This window comes from Streptomyces sp. NPDC012510, assembly GCF_042955065.1.
GTDB lineage: Bacteria > Actinomycetota > Actinomycetes > Streptomycetales > Streptomycetaceae > Streptomyces.
Genome location: NZ_JBIBEN010000035.1, coordinates 28,934 through 47,090 on the forward strand (window position 1 = coordinate 28,934; position 18,157 = coordinate 47,090).

The 18,157-nt window shown below is 70.8% G+C and carries 16 protein-coding genes; 13 read left to right on the plus strand and 3 right to left on the minus strand.

Annotated features, from left to right (window positions below; all coding sequences use genetic code 11):
* The first annotated feature begins 228 nt into the window (after window positions 1-228).
* On the plus strand, window positions 229-1,566 hold the full coding sequence (locus ACFY9I_RS39590; RefSeq protein ID WP_391011594.1) for a hypothetical protein: 1,338 nt from the start codon (window positions 229-231) through the stop codon (window positions 1,564-1,566).
* A 154-nt stretch (window positions 1,567-1,720) separates the two neighbouring features.
* Here the strand turns inward: ACFY9I_RS39590 and ACFY9I_RS39595 are convergent, their stop codons facing one another.
* A complete protein-coding gene (locus ACFY9I_RS39595) occupies window positions 1,721-2,701 on the minus strand; it encodes an ATP-binding protein (RefSeq protein ID WP_391011597.1) in 981 nt (326 codons plus the stop codon).
* Window positions 2,702-2,800: 99 nt separating this feature from the next.
* On the opposite strand from ACFY9I_RS39595, the gene ACFY9I_RS39600 reads away from it, so the two are divergent.
* On the plus strand, window positions 2,801-3,634 hold the full coding sequence (locus ACFY9I_RS39600) for an oxidoreductase (RefSeq protein WP_391011599.1): 834 nt from the start codon (window positions 2,801-2,803) through the stop codon (window positions 3,632-3,634).
* Window positions 3,635-4,006: 372 nt separating this feature from the next.
* Here ACFY9I_RS39600 and ACFY9I_RS39605 read toward each other — a convergent pair whose 3' ends face one another.
* Window positions 4,007-4,831, minus strand: a complete 825-nt coding sequence (locus ACFY9I_RS39605; protein WP_391011602.1) for an HAD-IB family hydrolase — start codon at window positions 4,829-4,831, stop codon at window positions 4,007-4,009.
* 673 nt (window positions 4,832-5,504) lie between these two features.
* Between ACFY9I_RS39605 and ssd the strand changes: the two genes are divergently transcribed.
* From ssd to ACFY9I_RS39640, 7 genes are all read left to right on the plus strand, one after another.
* On the plus strand, window positions 5,505-6,599 hold the full coding sequence (gene ssd / locus ACFY9I_RS39610) for a septum site-determining protein Ssd (protein WP_391011604.1): 1,095 nt from the start codon (window positions 5,505-5,507) through the stop codon (window positions 6,597-6,599).
* Window positions 6,596-7,855 carry a TadA family conjugal transfer-associated ATPase gene (locus ACFY9I_RS39615; RefSeq protein ID WP_391011607.1) on the plus strand — a complete coding sequence of 420 codons (1,260 nt, stop codon included), beginning with the start codon at window positions 6,596-6,598 and terminating at the stop codon, window positions 7,853-7,855. Before ssd ends, ACFY9I_RS39615 begins: the two co-directional genes overlap by 4 nt.
* A 14-nt stretch (window positions 7,856-7,869) precedes the next feature.
* A complete protein-coding gene (locus tag ACFY9I_RS39620; RefSeq protein ID WP_391011651.1) occupies window positions 7,870-8,709 on the plus strand; it encodes a type II secretion system F family protein in 840 nt (279 codons plus the stop codon).
* Window positions 8,706-9,494 (plus strand): type II secretion system F family protein, encoded by a 789-nt coding sequence (locus ACFY9I_RS39625; protein WP_391011610.1) that lies wholly within the window; start codon window positions 8,706-8,708, stop codon window positions 9,492-9,494. Before ACFY9I_RS39620 ends, ACFY9I_RS39625 begins: the two co-directional genes overlap by 4 nt.
* 180 nt (window positions 9,495-9,674) lie before the next feature.
* Window positions 9,675-9,899, plus strand: coding sequence for a DUF4244 domain-containing protein (locus ACFY9I_RS39630; protein WP_391011653.1), 225 nt, complete (start codon window positions 9,675-9,677; stop codon window positions 9,897-9,899).
* On the plus strand, window positions 9,886-10,293 hold the full coding sequence (locus ACFY9I_RS39635) for a TadE family type IV pilus minor pilin (protein WP_391011613.1): 408 nt from the start codon (window positions 9,886-9,888) through the stop codon (window positions 10,291-10,293). The genes ACFY9I_RS39630 and ACFY9I_RS39635 overlap by 14 nt, the downstream gene beginning before the upstream one ends.
* Before the next feature lie 242 nt (window positions 10,294-10,535).
* Window positions 10,536-10,970, plus strand: a complete 435-nt coding sequence (locus ACFY9I_RS39640) for an Rv3654c family TadE-like protein (RefSeq protein ID WP_391011656.1) — start codon at window positions 10,536-10,538, stop codon at window positions 10,968-10,970.
* Here the strand turns inward: ACFY9I_RS39640 and ACFY9I_RS39645 are convergent.
* Window positions 10,967-13,432 carry a DEAD/DEAH box helicase gene (locus ACFY9I_RS39645; protein WP_391011616.1) on the minus strand — a complete coding sequence of 822 codons (2,466 nt, stop codon included), beginning with the start codon at window positions 13,430-13,432 and terminating at the stop codon, window positions 10,967-10,969. The two genes, ACFY9I_RS39640 and ACFY9I_RS39645, sit on opposite strands and share 4 nt — an antisense overlap.
* A gap of 83 nt (window positions 13,433-13,515) precedes the next feature.
* On the opposite strand from ACFY9I_RS39645, the gene bldG reads away from it, so the two are divergent.
* From bldG to ACFY9I_RS39665, 4 genes are all read left to right on the plus strand, one after another.
* On the plus strand, window positions 13,516-13,857 hold the full coding sequence (bldG, locus tag ACFY9I_RS39650) for an anti-sigma factor antagonist BldG (RefSeq protein WP_005475923.1): 342 nt from the start codon (window positions 13,516-13,518) through the stop codon (window positions 13,855-13,857).
* A 112-nt stretch (window positions 13,858-13,969) separates the two neighbouring features.
* A complete protein-coding gene (locus tag ACFY9I_RS39655; protein WP_391011619.1) occupies window positions 13,970-14,404 on the plus strand; it encodes an ATP-binding protein in 435 nt (144 codons plus the stop codon).
* A 323-nt stretch (window positions 14,405-14,727) separates the two neighbouring features.
* Complete coding sequence (locus ACFY9I_RS39660) at window positions 14,728-17,133, plus strand: sodium-translocating pyrophosphatase (protein ID WP_391011622.1); 2,406 nt, start codon at window positions 14,728-14,730, stop codon at window positions 17,131-17,133.
* 225 nt (window positions 17,134-17,358) lie between these two features.
* Entirely contained in the window at window positions 17,359-17,952 is a 594-nt protein-coding gene (locus tag ACFY9I_RS39665; protein ID WP_391011624.1) for a small secreted protein, read from the plus strand.
* Window positions 17,953-18,157 lie beyond the last annotated feature (205 nt).

Here is an 18,157-nt window from a genome sequence, read left to right on the forward strand (position 1 = left end):
GTTCGCGGCCGTGGGTCACGGCTTCTTAGTGGCGGGATTTCTCAACGCTCAGTAAACGAATCGTAATGCAGAGTAAAGGGTATGCAAGGACATTCCTGGCAAATGGGTGATCAGATCACTCCTGAGGAGGAAGCAGGCTTTTTATCGGCTTGTCGTATTAATCGAGATCGCACTTCTGTGTGACTGTGTCCGCACTGCCTCTGAGCCAAGGAAGAAGGTGGGCGGAAGATGGCCGTCACCCAGAGGATCGCCGTGGGTGTCACGCTCGCCGCGACCTGCGCCGCGGCGCTCGCCGGCTGCGGGATCGGCGACACGGGAACCGTCGGCTCTCCTGATGTGAGGACGCGGGAGAAGGAGGGCCGACAGAGCGGGCAGGGTGCGAAGAAGGGGGCGCCCGCCGAGGAGGAGGGCGTCCCGGCTCCGCCGAAGGCCGGGGTCCGGCTGATCGGCGACGGCTCCACCGCCTACACCGGTGCACAGCCGCATCTGTCCCGACCCGAGCGGATGAGGCCCGGTCAGAGGCCCCCGCAGTTCGTGGTCTTCTCCTGGGACGGCGCGGGCGAGGACAGCCAGCGGCTCTTCTCCCACTTCCGCGAGGTGGCCAGGGCCAGCGACGCGACGATGACGTACTTCCTCAGCGGCGTCTACCTGCTCCCGGAGGAGAAACGGGACCTGTACCGCCCGCCCCAGCACTCACCGGGCCGGTCGGACATCGGCTTCAACGATGTCCGCGGCGTCAGGGACACCGTCGACCAACTGCGGGGCGCCTGGCTGGAGGGCAACGAGATCGGTACGCACTTCAACGGGCACTTCTGCGGCGCCGGTGGTGGAGTCGGCGAGTGGTCAGTGGAGGAGTGGAAGAGCGAGATCGCCCAGGCCAAGGCGTTCGTAAAGACATGGAGGACCAACACCGGCACGAAGAAGGCCGAGCCTCTGCCCTTCGACTACGACAAGGAGCTGATCGGCGCCCGCACCCCTTGCCTGGAGGGTCAGCGGAACTTCATGCGGGCAGCCCGCGAACTGGACTTCCGCTACGACACCAGCGGTGTACGCAAGCAGGTCTGGCCCGAGAAGAAGGAAGGGCTCTGGGACCTGTCGATGCAACTCGTCCCCGTTCCGGGCCGGGAGTTCGAGACGCTGACCATGGACTACAACTTCTACATGAACCAGTCCGGTGCCCGGCCGGGCCCCTTGGCCAAGCGGGAGTACTGGGGCGATCAGTTCCGCGACGGTCTGCTCGCGGGCTTCGAGCGTGCCTACAAGGGCAACCGCGCGCCCCTGATCATCGGCAACCACTTCGAGTCCTGGAACGGCGGCGTCTATATGCGGGCCGTCGAGGAGACCATCAAGGCGGTCTGCGGCAAGGCCGAGGTCCGCTGCGTCTCCTTCCGTCAACTCGTCGACTGGCTCGACGCCCAGGACCCGGAGGTCCTGGACACGCTGCGCACCCTGAACGTCGGTCAGTCCCCCAAGAGGGGCTGGAGGCGCTTCCTCTCCGCCTCCGCCGAACCGGCACCGGCTCCGAAGGGAGTCCCGGGCGCCCCAGCGGCCAGGCCGAGGGGCTGAGCGAGGCGGAGACGGGCCGAAGGGGCAGTGGGCGCAAGAGGTGGCGAAAGAGGGCAGGGCGTGCGGGCGGAAGGATGGAAGGGCGGAAGGGCGGACGGGCGAAGGGGCGAGCGAGCGGAGGGACGGACCGACGAAGGGGCGAGCGGCGCGGACGTCAGACCCGGGCCGCGACCTCCTCGGCTAGCACGAAGTCGGGGTCGATCTGCGCGGCAAGGTCGGCCCCCATCCGTTCGTTGCCCCAACTGGTCGCGTTCTTCAGGTGGAACTGCGCCATCTGACGGGTGTAGCGCTCCCAGTCGCGCAGTTCATAGGTGGCGTCGGCGGCGTCGTGCAGTGTGCGAAGGGCCCGGCGGTTGGGCTCCTCCAAGTGCCCGAAGCGGGGCGGCCGGCCCTTCTCCAGGGCGCGCACCCAGTCCGAGTGCCCGAGGGTGACCAGCAGGTCGTCCCCGACCTCGGCGCGCAGGAAGTCGAGGTCGTCCTGACCGTGCACCTTGTTGCCGACCACCTTCAGGGCGATGCCGTAGTCACTGGCGTACTCCTTGTACTGGCGGTAGACGGAGACGCCCCGCCGGGTCGGCTCGGCGACGAGGAACGTCATGTCGAAGCGGGTGAACATGCCGGAGGCGAAGGAGTCCGAGCCGGCCGTCATGTCGACCACCACGTACTCGTCACGGCCGTCCACCAGGTGGTTCAGATACAGCTCCACCGCTCCCGTCTTGGAGTGGTAGCAGGCGACCCCCAGGTCGGCGTCGGTGAAGGGGCCGGTGACCATCAAACGGACGGCCCCGCCGTCGAGTTCCACCGGGCGGGCGCAGGCGTCGTAGATCGCGTTGGGCTCGCAGATCCGCACCAGACGCGATCCGTCGCCGGGCGGAGTCGTTTTGATCATCGTCTCGGCGGAGGCGATCCGGGGGTTGGAGCCGCGCAGATGGTTCTTGATCAGTGACAGCCGATCGCCCATCGCGGGCAGTTCGGCGGCCTCCGACTCGTCGAGGCCGAGGGCGGCGCCCAGATGCTGGTTGATGTCGGCGTCGACGGCGACGACCGGCGCTCCGGAGGCGGCGAGATGGCGGATGAACAGGGAGGACAGCGTGGTCTTGCCACTCCCGCCCTTCCCGACGAAAGCAATTTTCATGTTCACTAACGGTAGTGGGATGAGCGCCGATCGTGTTCGCGAGCGGTGAAAGACCACTCCTTCGAGGGGTCGACCTCGGGTACGCGTAGGGTCGAACTCATGAGTACGACAGGTGCGGCCGCCGATCCGCTAGCGGCCCTCGGAGAGCTTCCCGGTGTGGCCGAGTCCGTGGAGTCCGTGCGTAGGGCCGTGGACCGGGTCTACGGCCACCGCGTGATGCGGCGTCGCAGCAACGCCGTCACCTCCGAGGCGGCCCTGCGCGGCGCGCGCGGCTCGGCTGCGCTGTCCGGGACCGACTGGGCCCTGGAAGAGGTACGGCGGCGTACCGACTTCAGCGGTCAGGACGGCGACGACGAGGCCCGCGCCATGGGCGCCGCCCTGCGGTTGACGGCCGAGGCCGGCCAGTTGCTGTCGATCTGGCGCCAGTCACCCCTCCGGGTGCTGGCCCGGCTGCATCTGGTGGCGGCCGGCAGCGACGACGCGCGCGTGGGGCGTCCCCGACAGGACGGCGAGCCCGTGGACGAGCCCCTCGTCGAGCTGCCCCTGCCGGGTGCGGCCGAGGTCGCCGGCCGTCTTGACGGCCTCTCCGAGCTGATCATCGCGGGCAGTTCGGCGCCCGCACTGGTGAGCGCCGCCGTCGTCCACGGCGAACTGCTCGCCCTGCGGCCCTTCGGTTTCCACAACGGTCTCGTCGCGCGCGCGGCCGAGCGGATCGTCCTGATCGGCAGTGGCCTCGACCCCAAGTCGGTCTGTCCGGCGGAGGTCGGTCACGCGGAACTGGGGCGGGCCGCCTATCTCGCCGCCCTCGACGGCTATGTCTCCGGCACCCCGGAGGGGATGGCCGCCTGGATCACCCACTGCGGCAGGGCGATCGAACTGGGCGCGCGCGAGTCGACGGCGGTGTGCGAGGCGCTGCAGCGCGGGGCGGCCTAGCCTGGAAGCCGCCGCTGACGAAGCGGGAAACCCCTGGAAAGGGTTGCGGCGGTACGAGAATTCGTACCGCCGCTGGCATGTTCACCTGGTTACCAAGCGTCCTCGATATGTGCCCATCAGGCCGGGAACTGCGGCCCGTCACCTGGTGCGGCTGGCCCGTAATCGACGGGTCGACGTCGCGTGGGTGCCTGGTGTCCATGCTGGGTCCGTGGGGCCAAAATGAGTTGTTAAAGGTGATCCTCTCGGATGTCCTTTGGTCTCGCGGGCCTTGCATCCTTTCTACTCCAGGACCGGGGCAAGCGGAACCCCTTGATGCGCTTCTTTACTTTTGGGATCAAAGAGGGGCAATCGGCTAGGCGTGTCGACCGCGGGTCACACGGTCGCCACCCGGCGCCGGCTCGCATACCAGACGAGCCCCGCGGTGGCGGCCGCGGCACCTATGGCGGCGGCCGCGAGGAGCGCGGGGCGCGGCCGTACGGCCAGGCGCTGCTTGAGGCGCACCGGGCGGTGGAAGTCGAGAATGGGCCATCCGCGCGCGAGGGCCTCCTTGCGCAGCGTCCGGTCCGGGTTCACCGCGTGCGGGTGGCCCACGGCCTGCAGCATCGGCAGGTCCGTCGCCGAGTCGCTGTACGCGTAGCAGTGCGCGAGGTCGTACTCCTCGGACTCGGCCAGTTCCCGGATCGCCTCCGCCTTGGTGGGGCCGTAGGCGTAGTACTCCACCTCGCCGGTGAAACAGCCGTCGTCGCCGACGACCATCCGGGTCGCCACCACCCGGTCCGCACCGAGGAGTTCGCCGATCGGTTCGACCACCTCGGCGCCGGAGGTGGAGACGATGACGACGTCCCGCCCGGCGGTGTGGTGCTCCTCGATGAGAGAGGCGGCCTCGTCGTAGATGATCGGGTCGATCAGATCGTGCAGCGTCTCGGCGACGATGTCCTTCACCTGTTGGACGTTCCACCCCCGGCACAGCGCGGACAGGTACTTCCGCATCCGTTCCATCTGGTCGTGGTCGGCGCCGCCCGCGAGGAACACGAACTGGGTGTACGCCGTCCGCAACGCGGCCCTGCGGTTGATCAGGCCACCTTGGTAGAACGACTTGCTGAAGGTGAGCGTGCTCGACTTCGCAATGACCGTCTTGTCCAGGTCGAAGAAGGCCGCTGTGCGAGGCAAGGAGTGGTTTTCCACGGGGCCGAGCATATGCGCCCACCATTCGGGCTAGTGTGGGGCGTGTGGGTTTGCCTGAGAGGCCTCTCGGGTACACCATGGAAGTCACGGATCGTTCGCGACCGTGCTAACCCGGTCCGGCTCCTCCCCCCCCGAGTCGGCCGTGGAGACGACCCCCACTCTCCCCCCCGGTGGGGGTCGTCGCATGTCCGGGTGCGTTTTCCCCGCTTCTCCACAGCCCGCGAGGCGCTTGTGCGTCCCTGCGGGCTTTCTTGTGCCCGAGCACAGGATCCATCACTGTCCGTAGCTGCGGCGCTGCGCTGTGGAAGGCGCTCCGAGCCGCCTGTTCGGGTGATGGCGATATCCACAACCATCAAGTTGTCCACAGTTATCCACCAAGATCCACACGTTTTCCGGGATCGATGCACCGTGATTCCAGCGCGTCCCGACAGCGGCGAGTTCATGGCCGCTTCCCTTTCCCGGACGCGTATGGCCGGTTTCCGGCGGCCGCCCTATGGCGGCCGATCGCCGGTTCTTCCATAGGACTTGAGCAGGAGCGCCCGCAACGCCGGGTGCTCCGGACACAGGTACCCCGCAGGCGGGTGCCTTGGAACGCGGGCGTCCGGGCACGGGCGGCAGTCGCGGCGCGCCGCAGGGTGTACCGCGGGGCTCGTGCGGGACGCGCGTCGAAAGGGGGCTGGAGATCATGGCGGGAGCCATCACCGACGACCGGCCGTCCGCCGCCGAGGGGCGGCAGGGCAGGCCGTTGATCGTCACCGAGGACATGGAACTGCTGGACGACCTGCTGCGGCTGTGCGCTGCGGCCGGCGCCAGGCCGGAGGTCCACCACGGCGTGCCACAGGGCCGGGGGAGGTGGGAGACGGCGCCGCTGGTGCTCGTCGGGGACGACGCGGCGCGGCGGCTGCGCGGGGCCGCGCGCAGACGAGGCGTGGTGCTCGTGGGCAGGGACCAGGACGACTCAGGGGTCTGGCAGCGGGCCGTGGAGATCGGCGCCGACCATGTCCTGATGCTGCCGGACGGCGAGCAGTGGCTCGTCGACCGCATCGCCGACGTGGCCGAAGGGGTCGGCAGGCCCGCGCTCACCGTCGGCGTGATCGGCGGCCGAGGCGGCGCCGGGGCGTCCACGTTGGCCTGCGCCCTAGCGGTCACCTCGGCGCGGCAGGGCAGGCGCACGCTCCTCGTGGACGCCGATCCGCTGGGCGGTGGCCTCGATGTGCTCCTCGGCGGCGAGGGTGCCGAGGGGCTGCGCTGGCCGGCCTTCGCGGCCTCACGCGGCCGGGTCGGCGGTGGTGCCCTGGAGGAGTCGCTGCCCGCGCTGCACTCCCTGCGCGTCCTGAGTTGGGGCCGGGGCGACTCCGTCGTGGTCCCACCCCAGGCGGTACGCGCGGTCCTCGCGGCGGGCCGGCGGCGCGGCGGCGCGGTCGTCGTGGACCTGCCGCGCCGCATCGACGAGGGCGTCGCCGAGGCCCTGGCCCAGATCGACCTCGGTCTCCTGCTCGTCCCGGCCGACCTGCGGGCCCTCGCCGCCGCCTCCCGAGTCGCCTCCGCCTTCGGCATGGTCCTGCGTGACCTCCGTGTCGCGGTCCGCGGTCCGTACGCCCCCGGCCTCGACGACCGCGAGGTGGCCCGCCTCCTCGGTCTCCCTCTCGCCGGAGAAGTGCCCACGGAGGCCCCGCCACCGGAAGGAGGCAAGCCCCCAGGAGGGCTTCCACGCGGAGCCCTCGCACGGTTCTGCGAGGGCTTCTGGGAGCGGGTGGCGGCCGGGGGTGAGGGGCGATGAGCAGGCCGGCTGACGACGGGCTGTTGGACGGCGTGCGGCAGTGGCTCGTCGAGAGTGGCGCCGAGCCGACGGCCGCGCGGGTGGCGCAGGCGCTGCGGGAGCGAGGACGGGTGCTCGGGGACGCCGAGGTGCTCGGAGCGGCGGAGCGGTTGCGTTCGGAGCTGGTGGGGAGCGGGCCCCTGGAGCCACTGCTGGCCGATCCGTCGGTCACCGATGTGCTGGTCTCGGCGCCGGACCGGGTGTGGGTCGACCGGGGCGGCGGCCTGGAACTGACCGGGGTCTCCTTCCCGGACGCGGCAGCCGTACGACGGCTCGCGCAGCGCCTGGCGGCCGTCGCGGGCCGCAGACTGGACGACGCCCGGCCGTGGGTGGACGCCCGGCTCCCGGACGGCACCCGGCTCCACGCGGTGCTCCCACCGGTGGCCGTCGGCTCCACGTGCCTGTCCCTCCGGGTCGTACGTCCCCGTGCCTTCACCCTCACCGAACTGGCGTCGGCCGGCACGGTGCCGCCCGGTGGCGACCGTATTCTGCGGGCTCTGATCCGCTCACGGTTGTCGTACGTCATCAGCGGCGGGACGGGGACCGGCAAGACCACGCTCCTGAGCGCGCTGCTCGGTCTGGTCGACCCCGGGGAGCGGATCGTGCTGGCCGAGGACTCGGCGGAGCTGCGGCCCGACCACCCGCACGTGGTGCGGCTGGAGGGCAGACCCGCCAACCAGGAGGGCGTGGGCCTGGTCGAGCTCCAGGACCTGGTACGCCAGGCCCTGCGGATGCGCCCGGACCGGCTGGTCGTCGGCGAAGTGCGGGGCCCCGAGGTCGTCTCACTGCTGGCCGCTCTGAACACGGGACACGAGGGCGGCTGCGGAACTCTTCACGCGAACGCCGCGGGACAGGTGCCGGCCCGTCTGGAGGCCCTCGGCACGGCCGCGGGGCTGGACCGGGCCGCGTTGCACAGCCAGTTGGCGGCCGCCCTGTCGGTGGTCCTGCACCTGGTTCGGGACCGGGACGGGCGGCGCCGGATCGACGAGGTGCATGTGCTGGAGCGGGACGAGTCGGGGCTGGTGATGACGGTGCCCGCGCTGCGCTGGGGCACGGAGGCCTTCGCATACGAACGGGGCTGGGAGCGGCTGCGGGGGTTGCTCCGGGGCGGGGTGCACGGCCGGGGCGACGGGCCTTTCGGCGGGGTGCACGGGCGGGATGCGTCCCTGGGCGGGGTGCACGGTGACGGGCTTCCTGAAGGGAGTGAACGGCGGTGACGTGGGTCGGGGAGATGTCCGCCGGGGTGGTGGCCGTGGTGTGTGCCGGGGTGGCGGCCTGGATGGTGGCTGACGGGCGTGGCGCCGCGAGTCGGCGGGCGCGGTCGCTGTTGGACGGTGGCGGGGCTGTGGGACCGCCGGTCTGGATGCGGGTGGCCGGTCGCATGCGCGGGCTACGGGCGGAGTGGTGGGCGCCGGTGGCCGGTGTGGTGATCGCGGTGCTGGGGGCCTCGGTGCTGCCGTTGCTCGCGGGGGCGGCCGGGGTACCGCTGCTGAGGCGGGTGCGGCGGGCGGCGGAGGAGCGCCGGTACCGGGAGAGGCGGGGCGATGCGGTGGTCGCGCTGTGCGCGGCGCTCGCCGGGGAGGTGCGGGCCGGATGGCAGCCGGGTGAGGCGTTGACACGGGCCGCACGGGACTCGGGCGGGCTCGGTGAAGCCCAGGCCCTGGTGCTGGCGGCGGCGCGGTTCGGCGGGGACGTGCCGGGCGCGCTCGCCGACGCTGCGCGGCAGCCCGGCGGAGACGGGTTGCTGGGGCTCGCCGCGTGCTGGCGCGTGGCCGTGGACCGGGGCGCGGGCCTCGCCGCCGGGCTCGACCGCCTGGAGGGCGCCCTGCGCGCCGAACGGGACCAGCGGGCCGACCTGCGCGCCCAGTTGGCCGGTGCCCGGTCGACGGCGGTGATGCTCGCCGGGCTCCCGGTGCTGGGCCTCCTGCTGGGCACCGCGCTCGGCGCCGACCCGCTGCACGTGGTGCTGCACAGCATGGCAGGGCTGGGCTGTCTGTTCGTCGGCGCGGCACTGGAAGGCGGCGGCCTGTGGTGGGCGCTACGGATCGTTCGGGGAGCTGAGGCGGCGTGAGCGGCGAGGCTGTCCACAGGCTGGGGGTGGCCGTCTGCGCGGTCGGCGCCTTGTGGTGGCTGGCCCGGTCGCTCGACGCCGCGCGACGCGAACGGCGTCTGCGCATGCGACTGGCAAGGGTGCTCGCCCTCACGGCCGCACCGCCCCGGCGGCACCTGGTGTCACGGGGAGCCGTACGGCGAGGGCTGCCGGTCGCCGGAGCCGTCTGCGCAGGCTGGGCGCTCGTCGGCGGCCTCCCGGGGTTGATGCTCGGGCTGGTCGCCGGGGCCGGAGCCTGGTACTGGCTGCGGAGGGCGCGGCGCGCGGTCGGTGACCCGGAGACGGCCTACGCCGCCGCCGACGCCGCTCGGCAACTTCCGCTAGCCGCCGATCTGCTGGCCGCTTGCATCACGGCCGGGGCGAGCCCCGTGGTGGCCGCGCAGGCTGTGGGAGAGGCCTTGGGCGGGCCTGTGGGTGAGCGGCTCGCCAAGGGCGCGGCCGAGGCACGGCTAGGAGGAGAACCGGCCGAGGCGTGGCGCGCGTTGGCCGCGCTTCCCGGCGCCGGAGCCCTGGCGCGCCTCCTGCAACGCGCCGACGAGTCCGGCGTGCCGGCCGCCGACCCGGTCGCCCGTCTCGCCGCCGAGGCCCGTGCCGAGTGGGGACGTTCGGCCACGGAACGCGCCCGCCGAGCCGCCGTACTGGTCACCGCACCGGTGGGCTTGTGCTTCCTGCCCGCCTTCATCGCGGTAGGGGTCCTGCCGGTGGTGATCGGGCTGGCGGACGGGTTGTTGGGAGGGGGTGGGTGAGGGGCGGGCCGGGGCGGGGCGGGGCGGAGGTGAACGAGCGAAGGGGGTCGGTGAGTGGAAGCGAACCAGCGATGGCCAGTGACGACCAGCAATGACCAGCATGATCAGAAATGTCCGATGATCAGCAGCGATTCGTCGGTGATCGGCGGGCGGACGGAACAGAGCCTCATGGGGGTTGAGATGTACAAGGCAGTGTGGGAAACGGTGCGGGTTCGGGCCGGACGGGCCGCGATGCGCCGGGTGCGGGCGGCGCGGAGGGACGCGGGGATGGTGACCTCCGAGTACGCGGTGGGGATCATCGCGGCGGTGGCGTTCGCCGCGGTGCTTTACAAGGTGGTGACCAGTGGGCAGGTCCAGGCGGAACTGCAGGAGATCGTCGCGCGGGCTCTCAATGGCGGGGCGTGAGCCGCGTGGGCCACGGCGACGCCGTGGGGCCCTGAGCGGCGACGACGGGTTCGTGACGGCCGAGGCTGCCATGGTCCTGCCCGTGATGCTTCTCTTCGCGTCGGCCCTCCTGTGGGCCCTGTTCGCCGCCTGCGCGCAGATCCAGGTCGTGGACGCCGCCCGGGCCGGTGCCCGGGCGGCAGCCCGGCAGGACCCGTCTCCCACGGTTCTCGCGGCGGCCCGGCGTGCAGCGCCGGACGGGGCGGAGGTGACCATGGGCCGGGAGGGCGACCTCGTGCGGGTGCTGGTCTCCGCCCCGGCACCCGGGCCGAAAGGACTCGGGCTCGACCTCAGCCACACGGCAGTGGCGCTGGCGGAGGAGACGGTGGGGGCGGGGGAGGTGGGGGCCGGGTGAGCGACTCCTCATGGCCGGCCGGCCTGCCACGGCCCGCTCGCTCGGCGCACCGCGCCGTCTTGGTCCTTCGCGCCCTCACGGTTCGCCGCGTCCTCTTGACCTGTCGTGCCAGCATGGCTCGCGGTGCCCTCACGGTTTGCCGCGCCCTCTCGGTCCGTCGCGTCCGCTCGGCGCGCTACGCGCGCTCGGACAGAGGCTCCGCGACGGTCTGGGCGGTCGGTGTGATCGCCGTGTTGTGCGTCGTGTTCGGTGCCGTACTCGCCATGGGACAGGTCTACGTGATCCGTCATCGGGCGGCAGCCACGGCCGACCTCGCGGCCCTTGCCGCCGCCGACCACTGGATGAAGGGCGGCGAGGGCGCCTGTGCGACCGCCGAGCGCGTGGCGAGGGCCCAGGGCGGCCGCATCATGCGATGCGAGGTCGAGGGAGAGATCTCGGACCTCACGGCGGCCTCGGGGACGGGCCCGCTCACTGCCGAGTCCAGGGCACGGGCGGGCCCACCGGGCCAGGAGGCTCCCCGGAGCGTCCCGCGAGGGGTGCGGGGAACTGCGCGATCAGCCACATACGACCGGCAGTCGCCAGATCCCCAGGGAGCTCCCGAGCTCTGCGGCCCCCGGCCCTCGGCCCCGGGCCCTTGTGACCCCGTAGACCCGGGGCTCAAGGCACCCGAGCCCTAAGGCACCCGGTCCTCCCGCGGAGCGCCGCGCAGCAGTTCGGTCAGCAGCCGCACGGCCCCCCGCTTGTGCAGCGGATCGTTCCCGTTGCCGCACTTGGGGGACTGGATGCAGGACGGGCACCCGGCGTCGCACTCGCAGGAGGCGATGGCCTGGCGGGTGGCGGTGAGCCAGTCACGGGCGGTGTGGAAGGCGCGCTCCGCGAATCCCGCGCCGCCGGGGTGGCCGTCGTAGACGAAGACGGTCGGCAGCAGGGTGTCCGGGTGGAGCGGGACGGAGACGCCGCCGATGTCCCAGCGGTCGCAGGTGGCGAAGAGGGGGAGCATGCCGATGGAGGCGTGTTCGGCGGCGTGCAGGGCACCGCCGAGGATCTCGGGGCTGATCCGGGCCGCGTCGAGCTGGTCCTCGGTGACGGTCCACCACACGGCGCGGGTCCGCAGCGTACGAGGAGGGAGATCGAGCTTGGACTCGCCCAACACCTCGCCGGTGATGAGGCGGCGGCGGAGGAAGGAGACGACCTGGTTGGTGACTTCGACGGAGCCGTAGCACAACCGGCCGTCACCCCAGGGGACTTCGGTGTCGGTCTCCAGGACGGAGATGGCGGTGGTGTCGCGGGCGACCGTCGCATAGGGCGGGTCTGCCTGCTGGACGAGGGCGACGGAGTCCTCCAGGTCCAGTTCGCGCACCAGGTAGGTGCGGCCCTGGTGCAGATGGACCGCGCCCTCGTGGACGCTGGTGTGGGCGGCGCCCGCGTCGACCGTGCCGAGGAGGCGGCCCGTGCCGGTCTCGACGACCTGGACGGGGCGGCCGCCCTGGCCCCGGATGTCGGTCAGGTCGGCGGCTCGTTCGCGGCGGGTCCAGTGCCACGCCTTGGCGCGCCGACGGAGCAGTTTCGCGGCCTCCAGTTGCGGCAGCAGTTCTTCGCAGGACGGGCCGAACAGGGCGAGGTCCTCGTCGGTGAGGGGCATCTCCTCCGCCGCGGCGCAGAGGTGCGGGGCGAGGACGTACGGGTTGTCGGGGTCGAGGACGGTCGATTCCACCGGTTGGTCGAACAGGGCCTCGGGGTGGTGGACGAGGAAGGTGTCCAGCGGGTCGTCGCGGGCGACGAGGACGGCGAGGGCGCCCTGGCCGGAGCGTCCGGCTCGGCCTGCCTGTTGCCACAGGGAGGCGCGGGTGCCCGGATAGCCGGCGATGAGGACGGCGTCCAGGCCGGAGATGTCGACGCCGAGTTCGAGGGCGGTGGTGGCGGCGAGGCCGAGGAGTTCACCGGAGTGGAGGGCGCGTTCGAGGGCGCGGCGTTCCTCGGGGAGGTAGCCGCCGCGGTAGGCGGCCACGCGGCGGGCGAGGGAGCGGTCCACCTCGGCGAGGCGTTCCTGGGCGATCACCGAGATCAGCTCGGCGCCGCGCCGGGAGCGGACGAAGGCGACCGAGCGGACGCCCTGGACGGTCAGATCGGTCAGGAGGTCGGCCGTCTCGGCGGTGGCCGTACGCCGGACCGGTGCGCCCTTCTCGCCGTGGAGCTCGGTGAGCGGGGGCTCCCAGAGGGCGAACACCAGTTCACCGCGGGGTGAGGCGTCGTCCGCGACCTCGATGACCCGCAGGCCGGTGAGACGGCCGGCGGCAACTGCGGGTTCGGCGGCGGTCGCGGAGGCCAGCAGGAAGACGGGTTCGGCGCCGTACCGGGCGCACAGGCGACGCAGACGGCGCAGGACCTGGGCGACGTGCGAGCCGAAGACACCGCGATAGGTGTGGCACTCGTCGACGACGACGTACGTGAGGGCGCGCAGGAAGGAGGACCAGCGGGGGTGGGAGGGGAGGATCCCCCGGTGGAGCATGTCGGGGTTGGTGAGGACGTAGTTGGCGTACTGCCGGATCCACTCGCGTTCCTCGACGGGGGTGTCGCCGTCGTACACGGCCGGGCGTACGGCGTTTCCCAGAGGTTGTGAAAGTTCCTTCACTGACCGGCACTGATCCGCCGCGAGCGCTTTGGTGGGGGCCAGGTAGAGCGTGGTCGCCCCCCGGCCGTTGGGGGCCTCGGCGCCGTCCAGGAGGCGCGACAGCACCGGCATGAGGTAGGCGAGCGACTTGCCGGAGGCGGTACCCGTGGCGACGACGACCGAGTCGCCGTCCAGCGCGTGCTCGGCGACGCGTGCCTGGTGGGCCCAGGGATGTTCGATTCCCGAGGCCTGTACGGCGGCGACGACCTCCGAGCGGATCCGATCAGGCCAGACGGCATGGCGGCCCGCGCGCGGGGGCACATGCTCCGTATGAGTGATGCGCGAAGCCCGGCTCGGGCCCGACGCGAGGCGGTCCAGGACCGTGCCCGGCGAGGGGCTGGGGGCGGTGTCCGTCGAGGATCGATCGGATCGGTGATTCTTGGCCATCGGCATCGAGTGTGTCACCGGCGTGACGGACAATGGAGCCAAGGCGTCGTGCACGCCTGCCGGTAAGTGATTGAATGCCATCGCGGCTGGCGAACCGTCCCGGGGGCTTTCAAGCCGAGGTGTCCCGAGGGGCGAACGCTCGATAGCAAGGTGCTGGAGGATCCGTGGACCTGTCCCTGTCGACCCGTACCGTCGGCGATCGTACGGTCGTCGAGGTCGGTGGCGAAATCGACGTTTATACCGCGCCCAAGCTGCGTGAGCAGCTGGTCGAGCTGGTCAACGACGGGAGTTTCCACCTCGTCGTCGACATGGAGGGCGTCGACTTCCTCGACTCCACCGGGCTCGGCGTTCTGGTGGGCGGCCTGAAGCGAGTACGGGCCCATGAGGGCTCGCTGCGCCTGGTGTGCAATCAGGAGCGGATTTTGAAGATCTTCCGCATCACCGGTCTGACCAAGGTGTTCCCGATTCACACCTCGGTCGACGAAGCGGTGGCGGCCACCGACTGATCACGCCCGCCCGGGCCTCGTGCCCGGAACGGCAAGAGACAAGTGAGAGTGAGGGGGACCGGGTCCGTGGCCCGGCCCTCCGACAGCACGCCCGTAGTTCCGAGGGGGATGCATGGCCACCGTTGAACTCCGCTTCAGCGCGCTGCCCGAGCACGTCCGGACCGCCCGACTGGTGGCGGCAGCGGTGGCGCGCAGGGCCGGAGTGGACGAGGCCGTCCTCGACGAGGTCAGGTTGGCCGTCGGCGAGGCGTGCACCCGCGCCGTCGGACTGCATCAGAGCAGCGGTATCTCGGCGCCGGTGCGGGTGTCGCTGATCGAGGAGGAGAAACAGTTCTCCATCGAGGTGGGCGACGATGCGCCGCACACCGTCCCCGGTGCCAGGACATCGGGCGCCGGCGGCGACGCGGACGTCGACCTCGAGGAGGACGACATGGGTCTCGCGGTCATCAGCGGCCTCGTCGACGACGTCGAGGTGTCCGCCGGAGAGAACGGCGGGGTGATCAGGATGACCTGGCCGACGACACCGTCGGTCGCCGTCCTGCCCTGAGACCTGATCCTGATCTCACCACTTCAAGTAGTACCGCGAGGGCCCTGCTGAGCAGGGCCCTTCGTGTTTATTCGGCATTTATTCCGATCACCGTTCATCAGGTTGCCGGAATTCGTGAAGGAATTCACGATCAGCACTCCATAATTTGATCAAGCGTCAATGCCTTTGAGGCGTTACTTCTTTCGAGTAATCTGGCCGCGTGCGGATCATTTGCTGAAGAGCATGCGAAGGTCAATTCTGTTTGTCGCGCACTGTTTTGATCAGGGTCCGCTCCCTACAATCCGTCCACATCTTGAGCTCAGCCCAAGCGTCAAGGAGGACGAATGGCGGGGCTTTCTACCCCTCAAAGGTTTGACCACACCACGAACTTCGCAGCAGCGGTGCTGACCGACGACAACCGGATCATCGTTCTGGTGATCGGTGTCGTGGCACTGGCCGCACTTGCCGTCGCCGGGGTCCTGGTCCGCCAGGTGCTCGCGGCGGGCGAGGGCACCGAGAGCATGAAGAAGATCGCGGCGGCTGTGCAGGAAGGCGCCAACGCCTATCTGGCACGGCAGTTGCGCACGCTCGGTGTATTCGCCGTCGTCGTGTTCTTCCTGCTCATGCTGCTGCCTGCGGACGACTGGAATCAGCGCATCGGACGATCGGTGTTCTTCTTGATCGGCGCGGCGTTCTCGGCGGCCACCGGTTATATCGGTATGTGGCTCGCCGTGCGAAGCAATGTGCGCGTCGCCGCGGCGGCCCGGGAAGCGACACCGGCGGAAGGCGAGCCGGAAAAAGATCTCACCGCCGTCTCGCACAAAGCGATGAAGATCGCATTTCGCACCGGCGGCGTCGTCGGCATGTTCACGGTGGGGCTCGGCCTCCTCGGCGCGTCCTGCGTGGTCCTCGTGTACGCGGCCGACGCGCCGAAGGTGCTGGAGGGCTTCGGCCTAGGGGCCGCGCTCATCGCCATGTTCATGCGTGTCGGCGGCGGCATCTTCACCAAGGCCGCCGACGTCGGCGCCGACCTGGTCGGCAAGGTCGAGCAGGGCATTCCGGAGGACGACCCGCGCAATGCCGCGACCATCGCCGACAACGTGGGCGACAACGTCGGCGACTGTGCGGGCATGGCGGCCGACCTGTTCGAGTCGTACGCCGTCACGCTCGTCGCCGCGCTGATCCTCGGCAAGGCGGCGTTCGGCGACGCCGGTCTCGCGTTCCCGCTGATCGTGCCCGCGATCGGCGTGATCACCGCGATGGTCGGCATCTTCGCGGTGGCCCCACGCCGCAGCGACCGCAGCGGCATGTCCGCCATCAACCGGGGCTTCTTCATCTCCGCGGTGATCTCCCTGGTACTGGTGGCCGTCGCCGTCTACGCCTACCTGCCGTCGTCGTACGCCGACCTCGACGGGGTCACGGACACGGCGATCGCGGGCCACGGCGGCGACCCCCGGGTCCTCGCGGTCGTCGCGGTGGCCATCGGCATCCTGCTGGCCGCGCTGATCCAGCAGCTGACCGGCTACTTCACCGAGACCAGCCGGCGTCCCGTGAAGGACATCGGCAAGAGTTCGCTCACCGGCGCGGCCACCGTCGTCCTCGCCGGTATCTCCATCGGTCTCGAATCGGCCGTCTACACCGCCCTGTTGATCGGCCTCGGCGTGTACGGGGCGTTCCTGCTCGGCGGTACGTCGATCCTGCTCGCGCTGTTCGCGGTGGCGCTGGCCGGCACCGGTCTGCTCACCACGGTCGGCGTCATCGTCGCCATGGACACCTTCGGGCCGGTATCCGACAACGCGCAGGGCATCGCCGAGATGTCCGGCGACGTCGAGGGCGCGGGCGCGCAGGTGCTCACCGACCTGGACGCCGTCGGCAACACCACCAAGGCCATCACCAAGGGCATCGCCATCGCCACGGCCGTCCTCGCCGCCGCCGCGCTCTTCGGTTCGTACCGGGACGCGATCCTCACGGCCGCGAACGACGTCGGCGAGAAGGTCGCCGGTGAAGGCGCGCCCATGAACCTGATGATGGACATCTCGCAGCCCAACAACCTCGTCGGGCTCGTGGCGGGCGCGGCGGTCGTCTTCCTCTTCTCGGGGCTGGCGATCAACGCGGTCTCGCGGTCGGCGGGTTCGGTGGTCTACGAGGTGCGGCGGCAGTTCCGCGAGCACCCCGGGATCATGGACTACAGCGAGAAGCCGGAGTACGGCCGGGTCGTCGACATCTGCACCAAGGACGCCCTGCGGGAGCTGGCCACTCCGGGTCTGCTCGCCGTCATGGCGCCGATCGCGATCGGGTTCACGCTCGGGGTGGGCGCGCTTGGCGCCTATCTCGCTGGTGCGATCGGGACCGGGACGCTGATGGCGGTCTTCCTCGCCAACTCCGGTGGCGCGTGGGACAACGCCAAGAAGCTTGTCGAGGACGGCCACCACGGCGGCAAGGGCAGTGAGGCCCATGCCGCGACCGTCATCGGCGACACGGTGGGCGACCCGTTCAAGGACACGGCGGGACCGGCCATCAACCCGCTGCTGAAGGTGATGAACCTCGTCGCGCTGCTCATCGCGCCCGCGATCGTCCAGTTCAGCTACGGCGAGGACAAGAGCGTCGGACTGCGCGTCGCCATCGCCGCGGCAGCGATCGCCGTGATCGTCGGGGCGGTGTACGTGTCGAAGCGACGCGGAATCGCCATGGGTGACGAAGGCAACTCCGAGCGGGTGGCCAAGTCGGCGGACCCGGCGGTGGTTTCGTAGGGGGTCCGGCGGCAGGGCTCACGAGGGCCCAGCTCAAGGGGCGGGCGGTCGGCGCGTGTTGACGTGTCGGCCGCCCGCCCTCTGTGTCCCCTCGGCGCTCTTCGTGAGCGAATCTCTCTTGGTGCGAATGGTTATAAAAGGCTGCACGGAGGGTGCTCGGCACACAGGTGTCGTGCATCCGGCGTGTATGTTCCGGGGCCGAGAGCCACGGAAGGGACCAATCCGGTGAACAAGAAGCTCGCGGCCGCACTGTCCGGCGGTGCGGTACTGGTACTGGCGCTGTCCGGCTGCGGCGGCGACGACGAGACGAACGACAAGCTGAACTCCTGGGCCAAGGAGGTCTGCGACTCCGTGCAGCCGCAGATCAAGAAGATCGCGGCGGCCAACGCCTCGATCCAGAAGGAGACCTCGGACGACAGCGCACCGGAGGACGTGCAGAAGGCCGACTCCCAGGGCTTCCAGGACATCTCCGACGCCTACAAGGCCATGGCGACGGCCATTCAGCAGGCCGGGGCGCCGGATGTCGAGGACGGCCAGAAGAAGCAGAAGGCCGCGGTCGCGGAGCTGAACCAGTTGTCGACGGCGTACGCCGATCTGAAGAAGAAGTCGGACGCGCTGAACACGAAGGACCAGGCGAAGTTCGCGGACGGTCTCGAAGGCGTGGCCACGGAGCTGGAGAAGCTGAGCAAGACCGGGAGCGACGCGCTCAAGGAGCTGGAGAAGGGGGAGGTGGGGCAGGCGATGGCCGAGCAGGAGAGCTGCAGGTCCGCGACCACGTCCGGCGCGGCGTCGGCACCGGCTGTGCCTACGAAGAGCTGATCGGGTGGCCCTCGGCGGTGGGGTGACTGGGCCGGGGCTCGACCGGGCGCCCACTGTCGCCGCTGGCCGGGGTGGGCCGGGGGCGGATCGTGCGCCCGGCGGTGGGCTGGGCGCGGTCGGGTTCCGCGCTCGGCGGTGACGAGGTGCCGCTGCGCCCACCCGTGCCGCACAGCCGTTCCCAGCCGCCCGCAGCCCGGAACGGCTG